This window comes from Formosa sediminum (assembly GCF_007197735.1).
Classification (GTDB): Bacteria; Bacteroidota; Bacteroidia; order Flavobacteriales; family Flavobacteriaceae; genus Formosa; species Formosa sediminum.
This window is the reverse complement of sequence record NZ_CP041637.1, coordinates 3,083,940-3,110,567: the sequence shown is the minus strand read 5'-3', so window position 1 is coordinate 3,110,567 and position 26,628 is coordinate 3,083,940. Positions and strand designations below refer to the sequence as shown.

The 26,628-nt window shown below is 31.1% G+C and carries 25 protein-coding genes; 20 read left to right on the top strand and 5 right to left on the bottom strand.

The features are described 5' to 3' along the window. Positions 1–17: 17 nt before the first annotated feature. Positions 18–1,697: a SulP family inorganic anion transporter gene (locus tag FNB79_RS13670; RefSeq protein ID WP_143381867.1), complete on the bottom strand. Its 1,680-nt coding sequence runs from the start codon at positions 1,695–1,697 to the stop codon at positions 18–20. A 149-nt stretch (positions 1,698–1,846) separates the two neighbouring features. On the opposite strand from FNB79_RS13670, the gene FNB79_RS13665 reads away from it, so the two are divergent. From FNB79_RS13665 to FNB79_RS13635, 7 genes are all read left to right on the top strand, one after another. Then, positions 1,847–2,698, top strand: a complete 852-nt coding sequence (locus tag FNB79_RS13665; RefSeq protein ID WP_143381865.1) for a universal stress protein — start codon at positions 1,847–1,849, stop codon at positions 2,696–2,698. A gap of 140 nt (positions 2,699–2,838) precedes the next feature. Then, a complete protein-coding gene (locus FNB79_RS13660) occupies positions 2,839–3,693 on the top strand; it encodes a universal stress protein (protein WP_143381863.1) in 855 nt (284 codons plus the stop codon). 192 nt (positions 3,694–3,885) lie between these two features. Beyond that, on the top strand, positions 3,886–5,154 hold the full coding sequence (locus FNB79_RS13655) for a DUF2130 domain-containing protein (protein WP_143381861.1): 1,269 nt from the start codon (positions 3,886–3,888) through the stop codon (positions 5,152–5,154). Positions 5,155–5,182: 28 nt separating this feature from the next. Continuing rightward, positions 5,183–5,800 (top strand): fumarylacetoacetate hydrolase family protein, encoded by a 618-nt coding sequence (locus FNB79_RS13650; protein WP_143381859.1) that lies wholly within the window; start codon positions 5,183–5,185, stop codon positions 5,798–5,800. 99 nt (positions 5,801–5,899) lie between these two features. Continuing rightward, entirely contained in the window at positions 5,900–6,472 is a 573-nt protein-coding gene (locus FNB79_RS13645; RefSeq protein WP_143381857.1) for a TetR/AcrR family transcriptional regulator, read from the top strand. Between the two features lie 48 nt (positions 6,473–6,520). Then, on the top strand, positions 6,521–7,645 hold the full coding sequence (locus tag FNB79_RS13640) for an MBL fold metallo-hydrolase (protein WP_221932582.1): 1,125 nt from the start codon (positions 6,521–6,523) through the stop codon (positions 7,643–7,645). 124 nt (positions 7,646–7,769) lie between these two features. Continuing rightward, positions 7,770–8,642, top strand: coding sequence for a DMT family transporter (locus FNB79_RS13635; RefSeq protein ID WP_143381855.1), 873 nt, complete (start codon positions 7,770–7,772; stop codon positions 8,640–8,642). Here FNB79_RS13635 and FNB79_RS13630 read toward each other — a convergent pair. Continuing rightward, positions 8,622–8,846, bottom strand: a complete 225-nt coding sequence (locus FNB79_RS13630; RefSeq protein WP_143381853.1) for a hypothetical protein — start codon at positions 8,844–8,846, stop codon at positions 8,622–8,624. The genes FNB79_RS13635 and FNB79_RS13630 overlap by 21 nt on opposite strands. Before the next feature lie 55 nt (positions 8,847–8,901). Continuing rightward, a complete protein-coding gene (locus tag FNB79_RS13625) occupies positions 8,902–9,210 on the bottom strand; it encodes a hypothetical protein (protein WP_143381852.1) in 309 nt (102 codons plus the stop codon). 216 nt (positions 9,211–9,426) lie between these two features. Here FNB79_RS13625 and FNB79_RS13620 point away from each other — a divergent pair, with 216 nt between their 5' ends. Beyond that, the gene (locus FNB79_RS13620) at positions 9,427–10,347 is read left to right on the top strand and encodes an EamA family transporter (RefSeq protein ID WP_143381850.1); all 921 of its coding nucleotides are present in this window, start codon (positions 9,427–9,429) and stop codon (positions 10,345–10,347) included. A gap of 32 nt (positions 10,348–10,379) precedes the next feature. Here the strand turns inward: FNB79_RS13620 and FNB79_RS13615 are convergent, their stop codons facing one another. Together FNB79_RS13615 and FNB79_RS13610 are read right to left on the bottom strand one after the other, a co-directional pair. Beyond that, the gene (locus FNB79_RS13615) at positions 10,380–11,051 is read right to left on the bottom strand and encodes a LytR/AlgR family response regulator transcription factor (RefSeq protein ID WP_143381849.1); all 672 of its coding nucleotides are present in this window, start codon (positions 11,049–11,051) and stop codon (positions 10,380–10,382) included. Then, entirely contained in the window at positions 11,044–12,087 is a 1,044-nt protein-coding gene (locus tag FNB79_RS13610; RefSeq protein WP_143381847.1) for a sensor histidine kinase, read from the bottom strand. The genes FNB79_RS13615 and FNB79_RS13610 overlap by 8 nt, the downstream gene beginning before the upstream one ends. A 481-nt stretch (positions 12,088–12,568) precedes the next feature. Here FNB79_RS13610 and FNB79_RS13605 point away from each other — a divergent pair, with 481 nt between their 5' ends. The 12 genes from FNB79_RS13605 (at position 12,569) to FNB79_RS13550 (ending at position 26,628) form a co-directional block, all read left to right on the top strand. Then, positions 12,569–13,909 (top strand): DEAD/DEAH box helicase, encoded by a 1,341-nt coding sequence (locus tag FNB79_RS13605; RefSeq protein ID WP_143381845.1) that lies wholly within the window; start codon positions 12,569–12,571, stop codon positions 13,907–13,909. A gap of 5 nt (positions 13,910–13,914) precedes the next feature. Next, the gene (locus FNB79_RS13600) at positions 13,915–15,228 is read left to right on the top strand and encodes a DEAD/DEAH box helicase (protein ID WP_143381843.1); all 1,314 of its coding nucleotides are present in this window, start codon (positions 13,915–13,917) and stop codon (positions 15,226–15,228) included. Between the two features lie 314 nt (positions 15,229–15,542). Continuing rightward, positions 15,543–15,995 (top strand): J domain-containing protein, encoded by a 453-nt coding sequence (locus tag FNB79_RS13595; protein ID WP_143381841.1) that lies wholly within the window; start codon positions 15,543–15,545, stop codon positions 15,993–15,995. A 150-nt stretch (positions 15,996–16,145) separates the two neighbouring features. Further along, positions 16,146–17,618 carry a BCCT family transporter gene (locus FNB79_RS13590; RefSeq protein ID WP_246073277.1) on the top strand — a complete coding sequence of 491 codons (1,473 nt, stop codon included), beginning with the start codon at positions 16,146–16,148 and terminating at the stop codon, positions 17,616–17,618. A gap of 240 nt (positions 17,619–17,858) precedes the next feature. After that, positions 17,859–19,196, top strand: a complete 1,338-nt coding sequence (locus FNB79_RS13585; protein ID WP_143381839.1) for a TolC family protein — start codon at positions 17,859–17,861, stop codon at positions 19,194–19,196. A 4-nt stretch (positions 19,197–19,200) separates the two neighbouring features. Next, entirely contained in the window at positions 19,201–20,442 is a 1,242-nt protein-coding gene (locus tag FNB79_RS13580) for an efflux RND transporter periplasmic adaptor subunit (RefSeq protein WP_143381837.1), read from the top strand. 6 nt (positions 20,443–20,448) lie between these two features. Further along, positions 20,449–21,192 carry an ABC transporter ATP-binding protein gene (locus FNB79_RS13575; RefSeq protein WP_143381836.1) on the top strand — a complete coding sequence of 248 codons (744 nt, stop codon included), beginning with the start codon at positions 20,449–20,451 and terminating at the stop codon, positions 21,190–21,192. 2 nt (positions 21,193–21,194) lie between these two features. Continuing rightward, entirely contained in the window at positions 21,195–22,415 is a 1,221-nt protein-coding gene (locus FNB79_RS13570; RefSeq protein ID WP_143381834.1) for an ABC transporter permease, read from the top strand. A gap of 33 nt (positions 22,416–22,448) precedes the next feature. Continuing rightward, complete coding sequence (locus tag FNB79_RS13565; protein WP_143381833.1) at positions 22,449–23,627, top strand: Lcl C-terminal domain-containing protein; 1,179 nt, start codon at positions 22,449–22,451, stop codon at positions 23,625–23,627. 30 nt (positions 23,628–23,657) lie between these two features. Next, positions 23,658–24,977 (top strand): Lcl C-terminal domain-containing protein, encoded by a 1,320-nt coding sequence (locus FNB79_RS13560; RefSeq protein WP_143381831.1) that lies wholly within the window; start codon positions 23,658–23,660, stop codon positions 24,975–24,977. A gap of 24 nt (positions 24,978–25,001) precedes the next feature. After that, positions 25,002–25,400, top strand: a complete 399-nt coding sequence (locus FNB79_RS13555; RefSeq protein WP_143381830.1) for a DoxX family protein — start codon at positions 25,002–25,004, stop codon at positions 25,398–25,400. A gap of 199 nt (positions 25,401–25,599) precedes the next feature. After that, entirely contained in the window at positions 25,600–26,628 is a 1,029-nt protein-coding gene (locus tag FNB79_RS13550; RefSeq protein ID WP_143381828.1) for a sensor histidine kinase, read from the top strand.

Here is a 26,628-nt window from a genome sequence, read left to right as displayed (position 1 = left end):
TACGTGTTTTAAAAACATTATCCAGCTTTGGTCAACTCCTTAACTTTTAAAATATTTGAAGGAATTTTATAGCCTTCTTCTATTTCATGTAAAGCAACTTTTTCATCATTATCAGACAAAATAGTAGTTACATGGTTAATGGAATTTTCTATTTTATATTCTTTTCGAAATCCTATCAAATATACAGTAATATTTTTATCCTTACAACCAAAATTGACAAAGTCTTTTATGAGTTGTAGTACATCATGATCTATATATACTGTGTTTGAGGCATCTACAACTATACGACTGTTACTAGGTAAATGTGCAAACGTTTGCTTAATTGCGGCTTTATTTAAAAAAGAAACCTCTTGTGCTAGTTCCATATGTATGGTTTTCCCTTCAGTATGATTTTCTCTTTTGAAGAAATAAGCGAGTTTTAAGTTCCCTCTTAAAATAAAGAAAACACTTACTGCCATGCCAATACCAACGCCTTTTAATAAATCTGTATAGACTACGGCTATAACGGTTACAACAAAGGGGATAAATTGAAATTTCTTACTATTATTCCACATGTGAATAAATACTTTTGGACTTGCTAATTTAAAACCAACAGCGATAAGTACTGCAGCAAGAGAAGCTAAGGGTATTTTATTAAGTAAAGATGGAATTGCTAAAACCGCTACTAGTAAAAATACACCATGTGAAATTGCCGATAATTTGGTGCGACCACCAGAGTTTACGTTTGCAGAAGAACGTACAATTACAGAAGTCATTGGTAAACCTCCAATTAAACTACTTATTATATTACCTATTCCTTGTGCTTTTAATTCTGTATTGGTATTAGAATATCTTTTTAATGGGTCTAGTTTGTCAGATGCTTCTATACATAATAAGGTTTCAATACTTGCTACTGCGGCAATAGTTATGGCTACAACCCATACATCTACATTGCCAATCTGTGAAAAATCGGGTAAGCTAAATTGAGATTTAAAAGCTTCAAACGATTCTGGTACTGGTAAACTTACTAAATGTGCAGAGGTAATGGTTAAAGGCGATCCTGTAGCCTTAAAAACTTCATTTATAGCTACTCCTGCTATTACAGCAACTAAAGAACCTGGAATGGATTTTATTTTCTTTAAAGCCGGAACTCGCATAAATGCTATTATTATACCTAAAGATACTAGTACCACAATTATAGCTCCTATATGCATATAATTTATACCGTCTATTACAGTTGAAAACATATCGTGTTTTCCCGCTTTATTAATATGAAAGAAATCACCTTCGTGTATTGTATCGTAACCAACCGCATGAGGTAACTGGGTTAAAATTATAATGATTCCAATTGCGGCAAGCATACCTTCAATAACGTTAGATGGTAAATAATTAGAAATAATTCCAGCTTTTAAAAAGCCTAGTATTAATTGTATGCCACCAGCAATAAGGCCTGCCAACAGAAAGGCTTCCCAAGAGCCTAATGTAGCAATAGCAGTTAATACAATTGCTGTTAAACCTGCAGCTGGACCAGATACACTTAAATTAGATCCACTAAAGAATCCTACAACAATACCTCCAATTATTCCAGAAATAATTCCTGCAAATAAAGGTGCGCCACTTGCTAGGGCAATTCCTAAGCATAAGGGTAGTGCCACTAAAAAGACCACAAGACCGGCTTTTAAATCGGCTTTTAAATATTTAGTACTTAAATTTTTCATAAATTAATTTGTTAAAGTTTTAATTAGTTTGTGTTTGTATGTATTAGATTGAATTGGTTTATAGGTTTTAAATAATTCATTTAATATAAGACTAAAATCATTGTGTACATCCTAGAAATTCATTATTTTTAATATATAATTCAAATATTATGAAAAACATACTTTTACCTACAGATTTTTCTGAAAATGCTTGGAATGCAATAGAGTATGCATTACAACTTTTTAAAGAAGAAACATGTAATTTTTATATTATTCACTCTTTCGATCAGCCAGATTCTAGTTCGTATATGGGAGTAACTTCGGCTATGGCAAAAGAATCTATTTATAATGCACAAGTAGAATTTAGTAAACAGGGCTTACGCGATGTTTTGGCAAAAGTTAAAAGTACGTATCCAAATCCTAATCACACCTATAAATGTGTGTCTATTTATAAACAGTTTAAAGATGCTGTTAAAAAAGTAGTTGTAGATTATAAGATTGATTGCATTGTAATGGGTACCAAAGGCGCTAGTGCTATTAAAGAAATTACAGTTGGGAGTAATACCGCTGGATTAATTGGTGTTGTGAATTGTCCAATTATTGCAATTCCTAAACATACACAATTTAAAGGCATAAAGGAAATAGGTATTTCTACAGATTACGATATTGAATTTACAGAAAAAGGCTTACAACCGCTTATGGAACTAGCCAAAAGTAATGCGTCTTTAATTTCTGTATTCCATATTATGGATCGGGTTAAAAAGTTAACCACTCAGCAAGAAGAAAAATCGGAAATCCTTAGAAAACTTTTAAGCAATTTTTCTGCTAACTATTTTACGCTAACCGATATTGGTGTTATTACAGGTGTTCGCGCCTTTGTACAAAGTAGAAATTTAGATTTATTATGTGTTATTGCAAGAGAGCAAGATTTCTTAAAACGTATTTTAAACCAATCATATAGTAAAACAATTAGCAGTAAATCTAATGTGCCATTATTAATATTAAATGTTAAAAATTTTTAATACAAAATAGTGTAAATCATTAATTTACGTGTTGTAATCATAAAGGTGGTAATTGTATATTACTGCCTTTTTTTAACAGTATATGTTAACGATTTTATTTATAACCCTTATAAAGCATTAATTTAAGTACATGTTTAGATATGAAACGTATTCTTTTACCCACAGATTTTTCTGAAAATGCATGGAATGCAATTGTGTATGCAGTTGCTTTATATCAAGATTTAGATTGTATTTTTTATGTGTTTAACGTATATAATCAGCCAGTTTCAGGTCCATATACAGGTATTACTTCGGCTAAAGCTAGAGCGGCTATTCAGCAGGCTCAAGTAGAAAATAGTAAAAAGGGATTAGAAAATGTGTTAAGTAAAATTAATTCTACTTTTAAAAACCCGAAACATACTTTTACAAGTGTATCTAAATATGAGTTGTTTGACGTCGCTGTACAAGAGGTTGTAAAAACGTTGCAAATAGATTGTATAATTATGGGTACAAATGGGGCTAGTACATTAAAAGAAATGACTTTAGGGAGTAAAACAGCATCATTAATTGGAGTTGTAAATTGTCCGATTATAGCTGTTCCAAAACGTAAAAATTATAGAAGAATAAAAGAAATTGGTTTATCAACAGATTACGATATACCATTTTCAGATTATGGTCTAGATCCGCTTTTAAGATTGGCAGCTTTAAATCAGTCAAAAATATCGGTATTACATATTAGAGATCGGGATAAGCAATTAACATCAAAACAAGTAGCAGCACAAGAAAGTTTAAAATCCATTTTAAAGCCCTATTCTTCAGATTTTTTTACATTAACAGATATAGGTATAGCTACCGGTGTGCATGCTTTTTCAGAGAGTAGAAAATTAGATTTGTTGTGTGTAATTGCTAAAGAACAAGATTTTTTAAAGCGTATTTTAAATCAATCGCATAGTAAATCTATAAGCAATCATTCTCAGATACCATTACTCATTTTAAATATCAAAAATTTTAGTTAGTAGCTACATTTAAACAAATGGTTTTAGTTTAATACGGTATTAAAAAGTTTTGGAAATTGAAAAAAATCAGCTTTAGTCACTGCATATTAAACGTTATAATTTAATTATATTTGAACTGTTTTTTTAATATGAAAAAGAATTTTCATATTACAGCTATTAATCCAAAATCACTCCATAATATAAAGCGTATAGATGAAGCAAGAATCACAAATTAAATGTCCCAATTGTGGTACGACTATCGATGTACAAGATATATTATCGCATCAATTAGAAGATGAAATCAAACAAAAGTATCAAGCACAGTTAGCTCAAGAAAAAAAGCGTTACGATGTAAGTCAAGAGCAATTAAATAAAGAGCGTGCAGCATTTGAAGAGAAAAAGAAAAAAGAAAATGAATTATTTCAAAATCGTCTAGAATCTGCTTTAAAAGAAGAAAAGCGTCAGATAGAAATTAAAATAAAACATAAAATTACCGAAGAACAATCAGAACAATTCAAAGCATTACAAAACGAATTAAATGAAAAGTCTGAACAGGTAAAAGAATTAAATCGTTCTCGTGCAGAAATTGAAAAATTAAAGCGTGAAAAAGGCGAATTAAAAGCACAAGCCGAAGCCGAAGCTCAAAAACAACTAAATGAAACGTTGTTAGCCGAAAAAGAAAAAATTAGGAAGATAGAAGAAGATAAAAACGAATTGCGTTTTAAAGAGATGCAAATGCAACTTGAAGCTCAAAAAAAGCTTACCGAAGAAATGAAACGTAAGCAGGAGCAAGGGTCTATGCAATTGCAAGGTGAAGCACAAGAATTAGCAATAGAAGAGTGGTTGGCAGCCAAATTTCCATTAGATACTATTGAAGAAATAAAAAAAGGAGCTCGTGGAGGCGATTGTATTCAAATTGTGCATACTAGAACAGATCAAAACTGTGGCTCTATTTATTATGAAAGTAAGCGTACAAAAGATTTTCAACCCAGTTGGATCGAAAAATTTAAAGCCGATATTCGTGATCGTGGAGTAAATATAGGTGTATTAGTAACCGAAGTGATGCCATCAGATATGGATCGTTTAGGGTTACGAGATGGAATTTGGATATGTAATTACGACGAATTTAAAGGCCTTTGCGCAGTATTACGTGAATCTATAATTCAGTTAAATCGCGCTATTGTTGCTCAGGATAATAAAGGCGATAAAATGGATTTGCTTTACGATTATCTAACCAGTACAACGTTTAGAATGCAAATAGAAGCTATTGTAGAAGGGTTTACACAAATGAAATCTGATCTTGAAAGCGAAAAAAGATCTATGCAACGCATATGGAAACAACGTGAAAAGCAAATAGAAAAGGTAGTAACTAATACCATAGATATGTATGGTTCTATAAAAGGTATTGCAGGTAATGCAGTACAATCTGTTAAAGCTCTAGAGCTTCCAGGTGACGATGATTCTACTCTATTAGATTTATAAATAAACAACTTATTAAATATACAAACACATGAAAGTACTAGCCATTGGTAAAAATTACGTTCTTAACACAGAAGATTTAAAGAGCGTTTCAAAAAATGGAAAACAACTTATCTTTTCTAAACCAGAATCAAGTTTAGTAAAAGATAATAAAGATGTTGAGTTTCCTGCATTTACAGAAAACTTAGTTTACGAAGTAGAACTAGTTGTAGAGATTGGTAAAACAGGTAAAAACATTACAGAAGCAGATGCTGCATCTTACATTTCTGGTATTGCTATTGGTATAGATTATACAGCTAAAGACGTTTTAAACGATGTAAGAGAAGGTAAAGGCCCTTGGGATTTAGCCAAAGGATTTGATGGAGCTGCACCAATTTCTCCTGTAAAAGCTATATCTAATTTTTCCGATCTAACCAATATTAATTTCGATTTAAAAATTAATGGAGACACTGTACAGGAAGGAAATACCGGATTAATCATCTATAATTTTGAAGAAATTATAGCTTTTGTTTCTAAATATTTTACATTACAACCAGGCGATTTAATATTTACAGGAACTCCTGCATATGGTACTGGTCAAATTCATAAAGGCGATCATTTACAAGCTTCTATTGAAGGAGAATTATTATTAGATTTTAAAATGGTTTAATAATCTCATTGTTATAAAAAATGAACTCGAGAATCCCCACTCGAGTTTTTTTATATTACATAATCGAATTTTTATTCGATTAATTACTATGTTTGCAAAGTGAAACAAAAAGACGAGTTTAAACGAGAGGCTATTATTAATGTAACCATAGATATGGTTTACACGAATGGTTTTGCGGGAGTTAAAATGGCTCAAATAGCTAAAAAAGTAGATATTTCGCCTTCAACTTTATATGTGTATTTTAAAAGTAAAAATGATTTAATTAGTAGTATTGCAACGGATTTACTAAAAAAAATCACACAAACTAGTCAAAATCAAATGCATAGTGATTTACCGTTTAAGCTTAAATTTAAAGCCATTTGGTTGTTTTATGTCAACTTCGAAATTAATAATCGTAAAGAAATGAGTTTTATTAATCAAGTAAAACAATCGCCTTATTATAAGATGATTCCGTTAGAAATAAGAAATTTAAAATCGTCTTTGGTCTTAGATTTATTAGATGAAGGTAAACGTCAAGGTCTAATTAAAAATTTAGATAATTCTATTTTAGCTGCACTATTAAGTGCTTTTTTAACCGAAACAGTAAAATTAATAGATTCCAAAACCTTACAATTAAATGAAGCAGAAACTAATACTATGTTTTTATTGGCTTGGGATGCTATAAAAAATTAAAAAAATTTAAATTTTAACCGAATAAATATTCGATTAAAAAATTATATCATGTTAAAACGTATTTTAAGAAAAATGGGAATCATAATTGGAATTAGTGTAGCAGTATTGCTATTGGTAGGACTTATATTTTTATATACCAGTCCAGAATTTGGGGCAAGACCTACAAGTGATCAAGAAATATTATTTAAAACAACCAATCATTATGAAAATGGGAAGTTTATAAATTTAGGGTATGTAGATATGCAAATGAGTGTTCAAAATTTTGGAAAAATGTTAATAGGATATTTAAATCAGCAGCAAAAGACAATCCCTAAACGCCCTTTAAAAGTAGAAAATATAATTGCTTCAGATTTAATAAACTATCACGGAAGTACACGTATGTTTTGGTTTGGTCATTCAACATTTTTACTTCAAATACAAACTAAAAATATATTAATAGACCCCATGTTTGGCGCTGTACCAGCACCTCATCCTATGTTAGGTACAAAACGATTTAGTGAGCATTTACCAATAACTATAGAACATTTACCACATATTGATGCCGTAATAATTTCTCACGATCATTACGATCATTTAGATTATGGCAGTATTATTAAACTTAAAGACAAGGTAGATCACTTTTATACGCCTTTAGGTGTTGGTGCACATTTAGAATCTTGGGGAATACCTAAACATCAGATTCATGAACTCGATTGGTGGCAAGAGACACAATTTGAAAATCTAACTTTTGCATGTACTCCAGCACAACATTTCTCTGGACGAGGGCTTACAGATAAAGGTAAAACATTGTGGAGCTCGTGGGTTATTAAATCTAATAATGATAATATTTTCTTTAGTGGAGATAGTGGTTATGGACCTCATTTTAAAACTATAGGTGATAAATACGGACCATTTGATTTTGCCATGATAGAATGTGGTCAATATAATACTTTATGGCACGAAATACATATGTACCCAGAAGAAACTGCACAAGCTGCAATAGATGTTAAAGCTAAGCACATGATGCCTATTCATTGGGGAGCATTTAAATTAGCAATGCACAGTTGGACAGAACCAGTTGAACGTTTAGAAGAAGCTGCAAAAACACTTCAATTAGATGTAATTACTCCACGTATTGGAGCGCCTATTTTATTGGAAAATACAACTGAAAACACTCAAAAATGGTGGAAATAAATTTTAAAGAGCGTACTATAAATAAATCGTATTGAATTCAGGTATAAATCTTACGATAAATGTATATTTTTGCGACTTAAATTTTTAGAATTTAAAGGATTCTAAAATTAAACCATCGCATATTATGCAATTAAAAGACTCTATAAAATTAATGCTATTAAGTACTTTAGCTTTTGCTTGTATGAATGGCGCAGTAAAATATTTAGATAATATTGGAGCCTTTCAAATTGTGTTTTTTAGATCTTTAGGTTCTTTGTTTTTTACGTTTGGGTATCTATTAAAAAATAACATTCCTTTAGTAGGTAAAAATAATAAATTACTTGTTTTAAGAGGTTTAGTAGGCTTAACTTCTATGGCTTTATTTTTTATGTCTACTAAATATTTGCCAATAGGCACAGCGGTATCTTTAAGGTATTTAGCACCTATTTTTGCAGCTATTTTTGCTGTCTTAATCTTAAGAGAAAAAATTTTTCCTTTACAATGGATTTTCTTTGTCTTTGCGTTTTTAGGTGTGGTTATTTTAAAAGGTTTTGATTCGGATTTAGATACATTTGGATTAATTATAATTCTTATTTCGGCAGTATTTAGTGGTTTGGTTTACATTATTATAAGTAAAATAGGTAAGTCAGAACATCCTGTAGTTGTAGTTAATTATTTTATGATTATTTCTGCAATAGTAGGTGGGTTACTAAGTATAAATAGTTGGGTTACACCGGTAGGTATGCAATGGTTATTTCTAGGATTGTTAGGTGTATTTGGCTATTTTGGACAGTTGTTAATGACTAAAGCATTTCAAAATGCCCAAACCAATCAGGTTGCACCAATAAAATATGTAGAAGTTATTTTTACTATGATTCTTGGTGTGGTAGTGTTTGGAGAATCGTATCCATTTTGGTCTATTTTTGGTATAGTGTTAATTATTGTTTCTCTTATAGCAAACATTATTTATAAAGATAAAAAGGCTAAGAAATTAGCTTCACAAAATGCTAAATCTTAGTCTTTTAAGGTTACTCACTTCTTTGCGTTGAAATTTTGATAATTGCTTAAAAATTTCTGTTTTAAGAATACGATATTCATTTACAAACGTTACATATTCTATACGTCTCTTTTCATGCATTTTAGCACGGTTTACATCATATTCAATCGTTCCAAATTCTAATTTCTGACGTAAATGTTGTTCATATTTACATAAGTTCCCCATTATAAGTGTGTTTCTACGTCTTAAATTTAGAATAGATTTTTGAGTGTATTCAAATTTAATTAGTTGTCTTTGTGTTTTTTATGTTCGAAATTAAAGGGATTATGGTTACATTAAAAAGTTTTATAGGTACAGTAATGCTTGGTAAATCTGCATTTGTCTTTCCGGTTTCTACATAAGTGGTAGTATATGTTATGCTAATTTCTGTATACTTAGGATATTGAAATGATTTTTTTAAACTAAGTGAAATGGCATAGAAAATATCTTCAATTTGTTCATAATTAGCATTTACAATGATAGATGAGACCTCATATAAACATGTAAGTTCTTGAATGCGTTCTTGTAATGCGTATTCAGTCGGATTCATAAAAATTAATTAATTTATAAATTTAATCAAAAATTAGGTCTTTAATTTGAGTGGTTGTAAAATAGTTGCTTTGTTTTTTAGCAATTTAATAGTATAGGTATTTGTGTTTTATAGCTATGACTTAGATAAAATTTGTGTGTATTTTACTTAATTTATAGAATCGCTTTTAATTATTTATTGCTTACTTTCAGTTTTTATAAAATCCAGTTTTAAACTATGAGTAAACCTCGCAAAGGCATCTTAATAATTCTTTCATTTTTTGCTATTTATGTGATTTGGGGATCTACCTATTTAATGAATAAGATTGTGGTTACTGAAGTTGCTCCCTTTTTATTAGCGGCCATTCGGTTTTTAAGTGCAGGAACTTTAATTATGGTAATAGCTAAAATATTAAAGTTTTCGTTAAAAATTACAAAAGCCCAATTTATAAATTGTGTAATTGCAGGTTTTTTGTTTTTGTTTTACGGTAACGGAATTTTTGTTTGGGCATTAAAATATGTCGATAGTGGTTTCGCAGCTTTAATAGTTGCTACACAGCCGTTATTTGTAATAATTTTAATGCGTATACTTCAAGGTAAAAAAATACAATCCAAATCGTTAATGGGAGTGGGTTTAGGCTTGGTAGGTATGTATTTGCTTATTAGTCAGGATACTTTAGTACTTAGTGAAGAGAGTAGTATAGGTATAGCTGTTATATTTTCTTGTGTGTTAGGGATAAGCTTTGCTAGTATTTTTGTGTCTAGGGCCAATTTACCATCTCATTTTTTTGTTACAACAGGTTACCAAATGTTAACTGCAGGAACGCTATTATTAATAGGTAGTTTAGTTTTAGACGAAACTTGGACAAGTCCGCTAGAATGGAGTGGTAAAGCACAACTAGCCATGATTTTATTAATTGTTTTTGGTAGTATAGTGGCTTTTACAGCTTTTAACTTTCTATTAAAAGAAGTCTCTACCGAAAAAGTAGCGACTTCAGCTTATGTAAATCCAGTAATAGCATTACTGCTTGGGTGGTATGTTTTAAATGAAACGATAAGTGTACAGTCCTTAATTGCAGGAGCAGTTTTACTTACTGGTGTTTATTTTATTAATTCTAAAAAAAAGATCGTTATTTTTTCAAGATTCAAAAAGAATTAAAACCTTAACCCAATTTATATATTACAATAATTTTAAAATAATTTAGACTTTACAGTGTCGTAATAAGAATCACTTACGGGAATACTAATTTCATTTAAGAGTAAATCACGTCCTTTTAATCCTGTTACTTTTTCAGTATTTACGATGTATGAACGATGTACTCGTAGAAAAAGGGTTTTTGGTAAGGTTTTTTCAAGAGATTTTAAAGTCTGATAACTCATAATTTTCCGACCGTTTAGATGAAAAACAACATATTCGCTATCACTTTCAATATAATTTATATCTACTAATTTTATTTTATGTAAATCGTATCCGGATTTAACTGTAATGTATTCAGATTTAACAGTGTCTGTATTGTTTATTTTTAGTTTGTTAACAGCTTTTAAGAAACGTTCAAACGTAATAGGTTTTAATAAATAATCCAGAGCATCAAGTTCAAATCCTTGTATAGCATAATCTGAATAAGCCGTAGTAAAAATAACTTTAGTTTCTGCTGGAATCATTTTAGCAAAAACTGTACCTTTTAAATCAGGCATTTGTATGTCTAAAAAAATTACATCGATAGTCTTTTCTTTTAAGGTTCCAATAGCATCTAACGGGCTCTCGTAACTGCCGTGTAATTCTAAAAAATCAAGTTTTTTTAAATAACTTTCTATTAAAGTTCTAGCTAATTCTTCGTCGTCTATGATTAAGCATTTAAACATGTTGTTCTAATTTTAAAGACACACTAAAGGTGTTATTTACAGTTGTAATTTTTAACTCGTGAGTGTTTGGGTAAATTATTGCCAAACGTTTTTTTACATTTTCTAAACCAATACCTCCTAACTCATCCTTATTTACTGGAGCTTCGGGTATACTGTTTTCAATTTTAAACAGAATACTTTGTGCTGTTGTTTCAATATAAATGGTTATAAAAGTATCTTTAATTTTTTCAATATTAGAATGTTTAAATGCATTTTCTACAAATGGTATTAATAACATTGGCGACAACATAATATTGGGATTAGAGACATTAAATTCTGTTTTAATTGGATATGTTTTACTACTTTTTAATCTAAAAAGCTTGATGTAGTTATCGATATAATCCATCTCTTTTTGAAGCGATACTAGAGGTTGTTCACACTCGTATAAGACATAACGAAGCATATCGGATAAATAACTAATACTTTTTTGTGTTTTTTCTGTATCTATACCAGATAAGGCATAAATATTATTTAATGCATTAAATAGAAAATGTGGATTTATTTGAGATTTTAAAAGTTTTAATTCGGTATTAAGTGTTTGCGCTTTACTTTTAATTAACGCTTCTTCATTTTTTTGATTGTAATAAATAACTTCAATAACAGTAGCAAGAATATAAGATAAAACTATAAGTAAACTTTGGGTAAGAAATTCAGATGGTGGTCTATGAGGTTCTCGAGGATTCATATCATCTGGAGGCATATTCATACCACGTAAACGTGGGATAGGTTCAATTATTTGTGGTGAAAAATAGGATACAGCTAAGTTTGCTAAAATTAAAATTAAAACAGAAATACCTATAAAATGTAAGTACCTTTTCGTGAATAAATATTTTGGAGCAGCAATATATATCAGAAATAAAACGACTAAAATTTGGGCAATAAAAGCAGAAATGTTTTCTAAAATAAATGGCGTTTTCCAGAATTGTCCAGACCATAAAATAAGCCAAATGGTAAGTAACAAACCAATTTGTGCTCCAAAACGTATTAATTTATTCATTTTTATTATCTCTCTATTAAAACACTCAAAATAAATGCTATAAAAGCATTTAAAATGGTTTCTAATACAAATTAAAGTATTTTAAAAGGAATAGAAGTCAAATATAGCTCCCATTGACATATTAAAACGAACAATTTACTTAAAGGTTTTGTGATTTCACTGAAAAGCATATGTACTTCATTGAAAATAATAATATTGTATAAAAGTTAATAGATATTTGTAATCTAAACATAAAAGATAGATTTAATTAGTCCAACTATTTTTTAAGCAAAAACTTTATATCTCCCTAAGATAAAGTTTGACTAGTAGCTAAATGGAAAGCTTGTTTATTTAATAAACAAGCTTTTTTATATACCTTAAATTTAAATGTGTTTATAGTTGTTTGTAGCGTATGTAATCAATTTTTATATAAACCTACTAATAAAACAGAATAGCACGCATTTTCGAGCAAACAGTCGTTATCTTTGCAGAAAATAACACTATGTCTAAATCCTTTTCTAAATTAGGAATACAAGAAGTATTGCTTCAAGCTTTATCCGATTTAAAGATTACTACTCCAACACCTATACAAAGTAAAACCATTCCTTTAATTTTAAATGCTTCAAAAGATATTGTGGCTTTGGCTAAAACTGGAACAGGAAAAACAGCTACATTTGGTTTACCCTTATTACAAATTATAGATTCGGAATCTCCAACTTTACAAGCTTTAATATTAGCACCAACACGAGAATTAGGACAGCAAATAGTTTCAAATTTAACTCATTTGGCAAAATATAGTCCTGCGATTTCTATAGCATCTATTTTTGGAGGAGTACCTTTAAAACCTCAAATAGAGCGATTAGAAAAACCAACTCAGATTATAGTTGCAACACCTGGCCGATTGGTAGATTTAGTATCCCGAAAGACCATAGATATCACATCCATCTCGTATTTGATTTTAGATGAAGCAGATGAAGTGTTAAGTGCACACAAAGAAGATGTAGAGTTTATAATTAAAACTATTCCTAAATCTAGAAGGACATTACTATTTACAGCAACTTTACCAGGTGCACTCAAACAACTCATACAAAATTACATGTCTAAAAACGTGCTTCACATTGAAGCAGACATGGATACCGTTGGACATCAAGGAATCGATCATCATTATATAGTTGTAAAACCTATAGAAAAACTAGACGTTTTACTTCATTTTTTAAAGTCTAAGGAAGGACAACGTGGTATTATTTTTTGTAAAACTAAAGCTGCAGTAAACAAATTGGCTAAAAACTTAGCGATTAATAAGTTTTCTTCGGGAGCTATTCATGGAAGTTTAACACAGGGGATTCGAGATCGCGTTATGGGACAATTTAGAGCGGGCTATATAGATATTTTAGTAGCCACAGATTTAGCAGCTCGTGGGATAGATGTAAAAGATGTGGCCTTTGTAATTAATTACCATTTACCAGACGTTTATGAAACTTACGTGCACCGAAGCGGAAGAACGGCTAGAGCAGGAGCTAATGGCTTATCTTTAACGATACTTCAAGAAGAAGAAGTACATGAAATAGCAGATTTCGAGAATGAATTAGGTATTACATTTTCTGAAATTAAAAAAGCTAATGCTCAATCTATAGAAGAAAATAACGCTTTAATTTGGGCCAATAAAATTTTTAAAACAAAACCTAATCGTGATCTATCCGAAGATTTTAGACACAAGATTCATCAAACATTTCATCACTTAACTAAAGAAGAGTTAGTCGATAAAATTTTGTCTCAATATATTACAGAGCATACAGAAACAATCTCTAAAGATACAAATCCTAAAAAGAAAACATCTAGATAACTAAAATGGGCCATTCACAAAAAGACCAGCAAGATATTTTAAATAAATTAAATATTGGGGCACTAAATCCTATGCAGGAACAAGCGCTTTTGGCTATTGAACATGCAGAAAACACCATTTTATTATCGCCAACTGGCACAGGGAAAACCTTAGCATTTTTATTGCCACTTTTAAAAATTTTAGAGATCCAATTAGAAGCCGTTCAAGCATTAATTATTGTACCTACGCGCGAACTTGCCATTCAGATTGAGCAAGTGGTTCGTGAAATGGGAAGCGGATTTAAAGTGAATGCGGTATATGGCGGCCGACCAATGTCTAAAGATAAAATAGAATTAAAACACAACCCAGCCATTCTTATTGGCACACCGGGACGTATTCTAGATCATTTTAATAGTGACCGATTTTCTAGAGATTCTATTAAAACGCTTATTTTAGACGAATTTGATAAATCGTTAGAACAAGGCTTCGAAGACGAAATGCAAGGTATAATAAATGCATTACCCAATCTTGATAAACGCATATTAACCTCAGCCACGCAAGGGGTTCGTGTGCCTAAATTCGTACAATTACATCAGCCCGTAATTTTAGACTTTTTAGCTTCTAAAGACTCTTCAAAATTAGCCATAAAAACAGTGATTTCTCCAACTCAAGATAAACAACAAACATTAATAGATTTGTTGCTTCATATAGGGAGTACACAAGGTATTATATTCTGTAATTTTAGAGATAGTATCGAGCAAGTGAGCGCTTTATTAAGTAAGAATCATATTAGTCATTCGTGTTTTTCGGGAGGTATGGAACAGAAAGATAGAGAACGTGCTTTAATTACCTTTAGAAATGGAAGTAGTCAAGTATTATTGGCAACAGATTTGGCAGCTCGAGGTATAGATATTCCAGAATTACAATATATTATACATTATGAATTACCTCATAGTGTAGAAGAATTTACACATAGAAACGGTAGGACGGCCCGTGTTCATGCTAAAGGCACGGCTTATATTTTAAAAGCAAGTCAGGAGATATTACCCGATTTTATTACACCTAGTAAAGGTATAGATATTTCTAAACATGCACCTCTTGAAACCCCATTCTGGACCACCTTATTTATTTCTGGTGGCCGAAAAGATAAAATATCTAAAGGCGATATTGCCGGCTTATTTATAAAACAGGGAAAATTAACAAAAGACCAATTAGGAATTATAGAATTAAAACAAGATTGTGCTTTTGTTGCTGTCCCATTAAAATTGGCAAACACCTTGGTAGAACAATTAAATAATTCTAGAATTAAAAAGAAAAAAGTACGGATCTATATCTTGTAATAGTAGTTTTTAAAGCCATTTTAGCGGTGTATAAAACTTTTAAAACATACCTAAACTATTTAATAACTGTCAATATTTACCTTATAATATTACATTGAATTATAACATTAAAACACGGTGAACTTGAAGCAAATTAAAGGTGAAGATAAACTGAAACCTTACTGTCTTATTTTCGGTACTTCATTACTCATATACTCATAATATATAACTCACATAAATATAACGCCTTGATTTTTAGTTTCTTTTTATTTAAAAAAGATGATGTAAACTCGAATATTAAGATGTACTTTTGCCGCTTCAAAAAAATAATTATTATGAAACGTATAACGGAATACAGAAAACTTTTTGAAGTTGATAAAGATGCCGATTTAAAAACTTTAAAGAAACAGTACCGTAATCTTGCAAAAGAATGGCACCCAGATAAATTTCAAGAAGGCGATCCGTTAGTGGAAGAAGCTGAGGCTAAAACTCGTAAAATTACAGATGGTTATCATTTTTTGGTAAGTATAGCGCCAGAAACTAGAGCGGCTAATAGTGAAGTTTATAACGATACCATTAATAATTCTGCAGTAGCCGATTTCCAGTGGAAGAATTTAGTTTTAGAAATTACGTTTCAAGACGGATCTACTTACGAGTATTTTGGTGTTACTAAACCCGTATATATTAAAATGATTAATAGTGATAAAATTAATCGTTTTGTGAAACGTAATATATATTCTAAATATTTATATAGAAAATCTAAACGTACATTAGAAGCTACTGAATAATAGTTAGCTATATATGTTTTAACTATAAAACACGAATCTATTTTAAGATTCGTGTTTTTTTTTTTGTGGTAATAAAAAACATATATTTAGTTTTTAAAACACTTAAGACGCCTATTAATTTAATTTAAATCATAATTGATTTTTAAGTATTTGCAAAAACATATTGTATTAACCTGTTCTATAAGTATATTATTTATATGCACTCTTATTGTATTTTTTGCTACCGAAATAAGTTACAATACTATAGAAAGCACATCTATTTGGGTGCGTAATAATTTTGGGTATTTTTATTTGTATTTAGGTTTTGGCTGTGTGCTTTTTTTATTAAGTATTGCCATATCTCCCTTTGGCAAAATAAAATTAGGAACACCAGATTCTAAGCCAGAATACTCTCTTTGGGCTTGGGTAGCCATGTTATATAGCGCAGGTATGGGGTCGGGTATATTACTTAGGGCAGTACAAGAACCTGTGTTTATGCAACAACATCCTCCGTATGCATCTACTTTAGATTCAGAAATTTTGGCATTAGAATTTACGTTCTATCAATGGGGTGTTACTGCTTGGGCTTTTTATGGCTTTTTTGCAATGATTGTTGGCTATACTTTATTTGTGAAACATAAAAAAGTTAATGTAAGTGCTACGATAGAAGATTATGTACCAAGTCGGACAATTAAAAATGGGGTAGACGTAGTTACTATTATAACTACCGTTTTTGGTTTAATTGCAGCTATTGGTTTAGGGACTACTCAAATTAAAGGAGGCTTAACTCATGTATTTCAAAAACCATTTGGATTAATTACTATTGTTTTATTATGTATAGCTGTGTCCTGTGTTGCATGTTATTCTGCTTGGCAAGGTGTTAATAAAGGAATTAAACTGTTTTCTAAATTAAACATTATAGTTACATTTTTAATCTTATGTTTTGTATGTATTCATAGTAATATACTAGATATTTTAAATTCATTTTTAAAAAGCACGTACTATTATGTGTTAGATTTTATTCCTATGAGTTTAGCTTTGGGCGAGTATAATCCTGGATTATCCTTTTTAACAGGATGGACTTTTTATTATTGGGCATTTTGGTTAGCCTGGTCTCCATTTACAGGTATATTTATAGCTCGTATTTCAAAAGGGCGTACGTTAAGACAATTGCTTTTTGGAGTATTACTAATTCCTTCTTTAGGCACTTTTTTCTGGTTCTCAGCTTTTGGAACTTCAGCTTTTCAGCTTATTGCTTCGTGGAAGGACTATAATAATGAATTTGGTAATGTGTTTTCTTCTATTTTTATATTTTTTCAACACTATCCATATGCAATGGTGTTAAATATTACCACGCTATTTCTACTCTTTAGTTTTTTAGTTACTTCAATAGATTCTGCAGTATTTGTATTAAGTATGTTTACAGATCAAGGTGCAAAACACCCCAGTAAAAAACACCGTATAATTTGGTCTGGGTTTATACTTCTAACCACTTTGGCTTTAGTCCTTTTAGGTAATGTTAAGCCAGATGTAGATGTGTTAGATGCAGTGCAAAAATTACTAATTATTACATCTTTACCCTTTGCAATTATTATTCCCTTTATGAGCGTTATTTTTTTAATAGACCTTATTAAAAACAAATAACTAGTTACTCTATTTATAGCTTAAATAGCACTTTTTTTATCGTATAATTTAAGGAGAAATCTGTAATATTTAAAGAGTTAAAATTTATAATTACCAACTTATCTTTTAAACAGTTGAAAAATCTCATCTATAAAAAAGTAGTTTTGGTATAGTAATAAACGGCAAACTTCTATAACCTTCTTTGAAAGTAAGACAAAAGCATCAATTTTGAAGTGTAAATACAAAACACATTCAAACAAAATGAAAATAATCTTACACATATTATGCTTTTTTAGTGTAGCAGTAGCATTTGCACAAACGGCTACCGAAGAAGCTGAAAATCAATCTAAAATATGGTCTTTAGAAGATTGTATTACGTATGCTATAGAAAATAACATTACAGTAAAAGATGCTGATTTAGATAAAGATATATCAGAAGTAAATTATGATAAGTCTAAATCTTCTAGATTGCCAAATTTATTTGGTAGTGCATCTCAAAACTTTACAAATGGTAATTCTATAGACCCTATTACAAGCGATTATGTTACCGATCAGGTTTATTCTACAAATTTAGGGGCAACAAGTACTATGACGCTGTATCAAGGTAGTCAAATTTCAAATCAAATTAAACAGGATAAATTACTTGTAGATCAAAACTCTTTTTTGGTAGAAGAAGCCAAAAACAATATTATCATAAGTATTTTAGAAAATTATCTTCAATTATTATATGCTAAAGAAGGAATTACGATAGCCGAAAAGAATTTAGAAGCTTCAGAAAAAGAAGTTTTACGTGCTAAGGCGAGATTAGATGCCGGTTCTATAGCATTAAACGATTATACAGAGGCTCAATCGCAAGCTGCAACAAATAAGTATAATGTTATTACTGCTAAAAACGATTATCAGCAATACGTTATTGATCTTAAACAGCTGTTAGAATTGGGACCAGAAGACACAATTGAAATTGAAGATGTAGACGATGACATGGCCTTAATTAATTTAGAAATGGATAAAATGAATATCTATTATAAAGCATTAAATGTTTTGCCAGAAATGAATGCTAGCGACCTAAATATTGAAATTAATGAAAAAGATTTAGATATCGCTAAAGGTGCGTATATGCCAACAGTATCTTTAGTTGGTACATTGGGATCAGGATATACAAGCATATCTGATATAAATTTTTCTAGACAATTAGATATTAATTTCAATCAGAGTGTTGGCGTAAGTGTATCCATTCCTATTTTTAATAGAAATGAAACAAAAGCAGCAGTTAAAACTGCCGAAATAAATATTGAAAAAGCTCAGATTGAAAAACAATCTACTGAAAAAGAAATTTATAAAAAGGTAGAAACTGCATATCAAAATGCATTATCTGCTCAAGAACAGATTATAGCAGCAGAAGCTTCTCAAGAAGCAGCATTACAATCTTATAATTTAGCTAAAATTAAATATGAATTAGGTGAGCTTAGTACAACAGATTTAATCATTAATCAGAATACATATACAGCAGCACAGCTTAATTATATACAAGCTAAGTATCTAAATATTTTATATCACCAATTACTTCAATTTTATCAAGGAAACGACATTAAACTTTAAACACATGAAGACAAATAAGAAAATTATATTAACAAGTATAGTTGCTGTTATAATAGCTGTAGGCGCTTATAGTTATTTTGGCAAAGACAAAGCAGTTTTAATCGAAGCCAAAACGGTAACTGTTAAAAAAGGCGATGTAACGACTATGGTTACTGCTACAGGAACTATAGAGCCTATTAATCAAGTAGATGTTGGTACTCAGGTGTCTGGAGTAGTAGAGAAAATTTACGTAGATTATAATAGTGTGGTTAAAGAAGGCCAGCTTATAGCAGAGTTAGATAAAACGAACTTAAAAGCTGCTCTTACAGAAGCTCAAGCAGCTTACGATAATGCGGTAAGTCAAAAAAATTACATGCAAACCATATATAACAGACAAAAAACATTGTTTGAAAATAAAGTGATTAGTAAATCAGATTTTGATGATGCTACCTATAATTACGAAACCGCTAAAGGAACAGTAATCCAACGTCTATCAGATTTACAATCTGCTAAAACAAATTTAGGTTACGCTAATATATATTCGCCTATAAATGGAGTGGTATTATCTAGAGAAATAGAAGAAGGTCAAACAGTAGCTGCTAGTTATAGTACACCAACCTTATTTACAATTGCGCAAGATTTAAGAGAAATGCAAGTTGAAGCAGATGTAGATGAAGCCGATATAGGAAACGTTACAGAAGGCCAACGTGTAACCTTTACAGTTGATGCTTACATTGGGCAAACTTTTGAAGGGAAAATTACTCAAGTGCGTTTAGATTATACAGAAACATCTAGTGTAATTACTTATACCGTTATTATAAAAGCCGATAATCCAGATCTTAAATTAAAACCAGGCTTAACCACAACCATTTCAATTTATACTTTAGAGTTAAACGATGTGTTAACAGCAGAGGCAAAAGCTATTAATTTTAAACCTTTACCTCAAGTTATGGATGCGTATGATGAACAAAATAAAATTGTAATGGTACATCCGGAAGGAGATAACGGACCTAGATCACAATCAGATGAAAATGAATCGGATGATAGTGCTGTAGTATGGGTGTTACAAAGTAATGGTATGATTTCCCCTAAACATGTAAAATTAGGCGCAAGTGACGGTGTTAATGTTCAAATTTTAGAAGGTCTTAATGAAGGAGATAAATTAGTATATAGTTTAAAAGCTGAAGAAAATACAGATTTCCCTCCAGTAGGTGGCGGATCATCAGAGAGTCCATTTATGCCAAAACCACCAGGAGGAAAAAAATAAGAGGTCATGGGTAAAGAAATTATCAAAATACAAGATTTAAAACGGGAATTTACAATGGGTACCGAGACGGTACATGCCTTAAAAGGGATTTCCTATTCAATTGAAGAAGGACAGTTTGTTACTATTATGGGATCTAGTGGTTCTGGTAAAAGTACAATGTTAAATATACTTGGTTGTTTAGATCAACCAACTTCTGGACTTTATGAAATAGATGGCGTTGCTGTTAAAAATTTAAGCAGAAATCAACTAGCAACTATTCGTAACGAAAAAATTGGTTTCATCTTTCAGTCTTATAATCTATTAGCCAGAACATCGGCAATAGAAAATGTAGAGTTACCATTACTTTATAATAGTAAAGTTTCAACAGAAGAACGAAGAGAACGTGCTATAAAAGCGTTAGAAATGGTAGGCTTGGGCGAGCGTTTACATCATACTCCAGCTCAGCTTTCAGGAGGACAACAACAACGTGTAGCTATTGCAAGATCTTTAGTAAATAATCCTGTAATGATTCTTGCAGATGAAGCAACAGGGAATTTAGATACGCGTACTTCGTACGAAATCATGTCCTTATTTCAGGAACTAAACAAAAAAGGAATTACTATCACATTTGTAACGCATGAGCCTGATATTGCAACCTTTAGTAGTAGAACCATTATATTAAAAGATGGTAATATTATTAAAGATTATATGAATAATGATATACAATCTGCAGCTGCAGAATTAGCAAAATTACCTAAAGAAGATCATTAATTATGAGAGTATTAAATTTAATAAAAATAGCTTATAAAGCTATTGTGCTTAATAAAGTGAGAACTTTATTAACCATGTTAGGGATAATTATTGGTGTTGCGTCTGTAATTGCTATGTTAGCTATTGGAGAAGGATCTAAAGCGAGTATTAGAGAAACAATCTCTAGTATGGGGTCTAATATGGTGACTATTCAACCTGGAGCTGATGATAGAGGTCCTGCTAGAGGAAGTGGTGGAGACGTACAAACCTTAATATACAAGGATTACGAAAAGATTAAAGAACAAGTCAGTCTATTAAGTCATGTAACACCCGTTGTAAATGGAAGTGGACAAGTTATAAATGGTTCTAATAACTGGCCTTCAACAATATTTGGTGTCAATCCAGAGTATTTGCAAATAAAAGCAGTTGGTTTACAAAGTGGTAGCATGTTTACAGATAACGAAGTAAAATCAGCTGCAAAAGTGGTATTACTTGGGCAAACGGTTGTTGAAAATATATTTCCAGATGGTCAAGATCCAGTCGGAAAAATGATTCGATTTAATAATATCCCGTTTAAAGTAATTGGTGTATTAGAAGAAAAAGGAGAAAATACGTTTGGACAAGATCAAGATGATGTGGTCGTTGCGCCTTATACTACAGTGCAAAAACGTATTTTGGCAATCGATTATTTAAACCAAATTATGGCTTCAGCAGTAAGTGAAGATGATGCCTCTGAAGCAGTAGATCAAGTTACCGAACTATTACGTTCACAACATAAATTAATGGATAATGAAGAAGATGATTTTACAGTACGTTCTATGGAAGAGTTGATTTCTACCTTTAGTTCTACTAGTGAAATGTTAACGGTTCTTTTAGTAGCAGTTGCAGGAATATCCTTGTTAATTGGAGGTATTGGAATTATGAATATTATGTACGTATCTGTAAAAGAGCGAACTAAAGAAATAGGACTGCGAATGGCAGTAGGAGGTAAAGGCTCCGATATATTAATGCAGTTTTTAATAGAAGCTATTTTAATAAGTATTACAGGAGGACTTTTAGGTGTGGTATTAGGTCTTAGTGCTACCGTATTTATAGAGAAATTTTTACATTGGCCTACAAGTGTAGCATTGTATTCTATAGTAATTTCTTTCGCTGTCTGTGCTATTACTGGAATATTTTTTGGATGGTACCCAGCACGTAAAGCATCAGCATTAGATCCTATTACAGCATTACGTTACGAGTAATTTAATAGCGGTTAATCATTAAAACCTGAACGTATGAAAACCCTTAGTCTAAAATTATATTTTTCTTTAGTTATTCTATTGTGTTTTGCATGCAAAAATGCCCAGAATAAAACTAACATTCATTTTGTTATCACAGACACAGGTCAGGATAAATTTTATAATGACGATGGAGAAAAAATTGCCAAGCCAAGTGAAACTGATGAATATTACGGACAAGATGCGCAGTATGTTGGTAAACTTTCTGCTTATAAAGACAATGATGATGGTACAATTACCGATTTAAATACAGGTCTAATGTGGCAAAAAACACCGGCTAATACCCGTTATAATTTTTACGATGCTTTTACCTATGTAGAGCAATTAGAATTAGGAGGATATACAGATTGGAGGTTACCAACAATTAAAGAGTTGTATTCCCTGCTCAATTCAAATGGTGAGCTTCATCCTAGAAATTTAGAACAATCTAAACCTTATATAAATACTAATTATTTCGATTTTAATTATGATAAAAGAATGCCGTTTGCTGGGCAGTATTGGTCAAGTACCAAATATGTAAAAGGACCTATTCAAAATATAGAAATAGAAGGTGCTTTTGGTTTTAATTTTGCAGACGGACATATAAAAGCATACGAAACAGGTCTGTATTATAATGGTGAAAGGGGAGTGAGAAATCCAGGTAATTATGTAAGAGCAGTTAGAGGAAAAGAAAATGTATATGGTGTAAATAACTTTATCGATAATAGGGATGGAACTATAACAGACCAAGCTACAGGTTTAATGTGGCAACAAGTAGATGATGGAAACACCTATAACTGGAAAGAGTCGCTTATTTACGCTAAAAATAGTACACTTGCTGGATATACAGACTGGAGAGTTCCAAACACCAAAGAATTGCAAAGCATAGTAGACTATGAAAAGAAAACAATTCCAGCTATTAATGAGAATTTCTTTAACTGTACTAATCCTGATAGTTGGTTTTGGACCAGTACTACACAAGGCGATTTTAAATATACAGCGTGTTATATAGCGTTTGGTAAAGCATACAGTAAGGATAATAGTAAAGCTACAACATATTATGATTGGCACGGAGCTGGAGCACAGCGTTCAGATCCAAAGTCTGGAAAGGTTGAAGATTATTTGTTAGAGTCTATAAATGCAGCAGATTCCATTCGTATAAAAAATTACGTAAGGTTGGTTAGAACGATCAAATAATAAACAGCTTTTACCTTAAAAAAATATAGGATGAACACATTAAAAATTAATACCAGTTTAGTACTTATATGTTCTGTATGCTTAGGTGTTGTATTGCAATCTTGTAAAAATAAAAATGAGCTTGATAAAAGTTTAGAAGCTAAGACACACCAATATAAGTATGTTCAAATAGAAACAGGCCAAGTAAGTACATATGGAGAAGATGGAGAAATTTTAGAAAATTTAGCTCTAGGAGATTCTTTATACGGTCAGGATGCCAATTATCTAAAAGGTGAGCCTATGTCTTATACCAAAAATGGGGATGGCACTGTTACCGATAATAATACAGGATTAATGTGGCAAGAAATTCCAACATCAGAAGGATTTGATTGGCAAGGTGCAAAAGATTATACTGAAGAATTAGAACTTGGTGGTTACAGTGATTGGAGAATGCCTACAGCAAAAGAACTATATTCTATTAGTGATTTTAGTATGGGGTGGCCTTATATAGATCCTACATATTTTTCACTTGTTAATAATACGAAAGTCGATAAAGGTGAGCAGTATTGGACAAGTAACACATATGTTGGTCATACCGAAGAGGGGCAATATACGGCAGCCTTTGGTGTAAATCATGCTACAGGTCATATAAAAGCTTATCCAGCAGTATTACCAAAAGATAGGGATCATCAAGGTCCGCCTCCAGGGAATCATAATAATCAAGACACTGTTAACCAGCTTAGCAAAGCAAAAGGAGGTAAGCGAGAGGAAAATAGACCTCCACCACCAGGAAATGGCGAACGTCCCACTGGTAATCCCATGTTAAAACACATTCGTGCAGTTCGTGGTAATACGTATGGTATTAATCAGTTTAAAGATAATGGCAATCAGACTGTTACAGATTTGGCAACAGGATTAATGTGGACTAAAAATGATAGCGGACGTGGTTTAAATTGGAAAGAAGCTTTGGCATATGCAGAACATGCAGAAGTATCAGGATATTCAGACTGGCGTTTACCTAATGTAAAAGAATTACAAGGAATAGTAAATTATAATTATGCTCCTGCAGCTCAAGATGTATCAAAAGAAGGGCCAGCTATAGATCCTATTTTTAATACTTCTGAAATCGTAAATGAGAATGGAGATACAGATTATCCTTATTTCTGGACAAGTACATCTGCTCGTTTTCAGCGCGATAAACCATTTTATTATGCTTGGTATGTGGCTTTTGGTCGTGCAGTAAATAATGAAGGTTTAGATTTTCATGGAGCTGGTGCAGTACGTTTTGATACTAAACATGAAAATGGGCCAGTGAGTGAAGGAGGTGAACGTTATTATAATTATGTACGTTTAGTTAGAAATATAGATTAATTGGTAACTTTTTAAATAAAAAAGATGAAAAAAAACACAGATTTAGCCTTGTTGCTTATTCGCTTAACTCTTGGAGGACTTATGCTTTTTCATGGTGTAGCTAAACTAGGGCATATAGACGGTATTCAACACATGTTAACAGACATAGGCCTACCTGCTGTAATGGCTTACGGAGTTTATATAACAGAATTGCTAGCTCCAGTTCTTATGGTTATAGGATGGAGAACACGTTTGGCATCCTTGGTTTATTTTTTTGGGATGCTAACAGCTTTATTTTTAAGACATGCAGACTCTATGTTTGAGTTATCTAAAACAGGTGGTTTAGCTATCGAGTTAATATTGTTGTATGCTTTACCTGCGTTAGCATTATGCATATCTGGTGCAGGTAAGTATGCACTGTCTTATAAACATAAATTAGATTAAAACGTACTAAACGTTTTAAAACCAAGTATAGTGTTTCCAATGCAAAACGGTTTATAAAAAAACTGAATTTTAAAAATTTTCCCGATTGCATTGTAGAAACACTATTTTTGATACATGTTTAACACACGTGTATCTTATATTTAATGTATCATAGGGTTTAATTTACATTATGAATATCACGTTTCAAAATTATACAATAATGCACAAGAATAAATACATTAGTATTTTTTTGCATGCTCTAGTTTGGTTAGTACTTTTTAGTATGCCTTATTTTCTGTCTTATCAAGAAGAACGCGATATTAATAGAATTATCGCACATTTTTGGGTGCCATTAGTATTCTATGCCATGATTTTCTATTTAAATTATTTTCTCTTTATAGATAAATTTCTATTCACTAAAAAAACAGTTAGATTTATAAGTGTAAATTTGTTTTTTATTGCTTTGTTTTTAACTCTTAAAGAACTTATTGGTACCAATATATTTCAAGAATTAGTTAAAGAAGATAAAAGAAGCGATGGTAAACCTCCTTTTGAAATGTTTATTTACATGCAAATGTTATCTTATTTTGCGCCATTAGTTTTTGCTGTAGCTTTAAAAACAACTAAAAGATTAGCTAAAACTGAAGCAGAACGTAAGGAAGCTACCAATGTAAAATTACAGTCAGAAATACAACATTTAAGGTACCAATTGCAGCCTCATTTTTTCTTTAATTCATTAAATAATATTTACTCATTAGTCGATTTTTCTCCCGAACAAGCAAAATCTACAATTCATAGTCTAAGTAAACTCATGCGTTATTTGTTATACGAAACAAATATCGAGTTGGTTCCGCTTTCTAAAGAAATAGATTTCATGAAGAAATACTTAGAACTTATGAAGCTTCGTATTTCAGATAAAACACAGGTTATATCTACATTCCCTTCAGAAGTACATGCTATTAAAATTGCACCTTTATTATTTATTTCATTAATAGAAAATGCCTTTAAACATGGGGTCTCTGCTAGTAAAGAGAGTGAGATTTTTATACATATGTCTATTAAAGATAATCTTGTGATTTTTAAAATTGTAAATAATAATTATCCTAAGCAAATAAGCGATAAAAGCGGATCAGGTATAGGTTTGCAAAACCTAAAAAAACGTTTAGAATTATTGTACCCATCTAAACATACTTTTAAAGCAGAGGTGGTAAACGGCCGATTTTTTGTAGATTTACAAATAGAAATATAA

Excerpts from the sequence above, each read along its gene's own strand:
- FNB79_RS13670 (WP_143381867.1), bottom strand. The coding sequence starts at position 1,697 with ATGAAAAATTTAAGTACTAAATATTTAAAAGCCGATTTAAAAGCCGGT.
- FNB79_RS13665 (WP_143381865.1), top strand. The coding sequence starts at position 1,847 with ATGAAAAACATACTTTTACCTACAGATTTTTCTGAAAATGCTTGGAAT.
- FNB79_RS13660 (WP_143381863.1), top strand. The coding sequence starts at position 2,839 with ATGAAACGTATTCTTTTACCCACAGATTTTTCTGAAAATGCATGGAAT.
- FNB79_RS13655 (WP_143381861.1), top strand. The coding sequence starts at position 3,886 with ATGAAGCAAGAATCACAAATTAAATGTCCCAATTGTGGTACGACTATC.
- FNB79_RS13650 (WP_143381859.1), top strand. The coding sequence starts at position 5,183 with ATGAAAGTACTAGCCATTGGTAAAAATTACGTTCTTAACACAGAAGAT.
- FNB79_RS13640 (WP_221932582.1), top strand. The coding sequence starts at position 6,521 with ATGTTAAAACGTATTTTAAGAAAAATGGGAATCATAATTGGAATTAGT.
- FNB79_RS13635 (WP_143381855.1), top strand. The coding sequence starts at position 7,770 with ATGCAATTAAAAGACTCTATAAAATTAATGCTATTAAGTACTTTAGCT.
- FNB79_RS13630 (WP_143381853.1), bottom strand. The coding sequence starts at position 8,846 with ATGGGGAACTTATGTAAATATGAACAACATTTACGTCAGAAATTAGAA.
- FNB79_RS13625 (WP_143381852.1), bottom strand. The coding sequence starts at position 9,210 with ATGAATCCGACTGAATACGCATTACAAGAACGCATTCAAGAACTTACA.
- FNB79_RS13620 (WP_143381850.1), top strand. The coding sequence starts at position 9,427 with ATGAGTAAACCTCGCAAAGGCATCTTAATAATTCTTTCATTTTTTGCT.
- FNB79_RS13615 (WP_143381849.1), bottom strand. The coding sequence starts at position 11,051 with ATGTTTAAATGCTTAATCATAGACGACGAAGAATTAGCTAGAACTTTA.
- FNB79_RS13610 (WP_143381847.1), bottom strand. The coding sequence starts at position 12,087 with ATGAATAAATTAATACGTTTTGGAGCACAAATTGGTTTGTTACTTACC.
- FNB79_RS13605 (WP_143381845.1), top strand. The coding sequence starts at position 12,569 with ATGTCTAAATCCTTTTCTAAATTAGGAATACAAGAAGTATTGCTTCAA.
- FNB79_RS13600 (WP_143381843.1), top strand. The coding sequence starts at position 13,915 with ATGGGCCATTCACAAAAAGACCAGCAAGATATTTTAAATAAATTAAAT.
- FNB79_RS13595 (WP_143381841.1), top strand. The coding sequence starts at position 15,543 with ATGAAACGTATAACGGAATACAGAAAACTTTTTGAAGTTGATAAAGAT.
- FNB79_RS13585 (WP_143381839.1), top strand. The coding sequence starts at position 17,859 with ATGAAAATAATCTTACACATATTATGCTTTTTTAGTGTAGCAGTAGCA.
- FNB79_RS13580 (WP_143381837.1), top strand. The coding sequence starts at position 19,201 with ATGAAGACAAATAAGAAAATTATATTAACAAGTATAGTTGCTGTTATA.
- FNB79_RS13575 (WP_143381836.1), top strand. The coding sequence starts at position 20,449 with ATGGGTAAAGAAATTATCAAAATACAAGATTTAAAACGGGAATTTACA.
- FNB79_RS13570 (WP_143381834.1), top strand. The coding sequence starts at position 21,195 with ATGAGAGTATTAAATTTAATAAAAATAGCTTATAAAGCTATTGTGCTT.
- FNB79_RS13565 (WP_143381833.1), top strand. The coding sequence starts at position 22,449 with ATGAAAACCCTTAGTCTAAAATTATATTTTTCTTTAGTTATTCTATTG.
- FNB79_RS13560 (WP_143381831.1), top strand. The coding sequence starts at position 23,658 with ATGAACACATTAAAAATTAATACCAGTTTAGTACTTATATGTTCTGTA.
- FNB79_RS13555 (WP_143381830.1), top strand. The coding sequence starts at position 25,002 with ATGAAAAAAAACACAGATTTAGCCTTGTTGCTTATTCGCTTAACTCTT.
- FNB79_RS13550 (WP_143381828.1), top strand. The coding sequence starts at position 25,600 with ATGCACAAGAATAAATACATTAGTATTTTTTTGCATGCTCTAGTTTGG.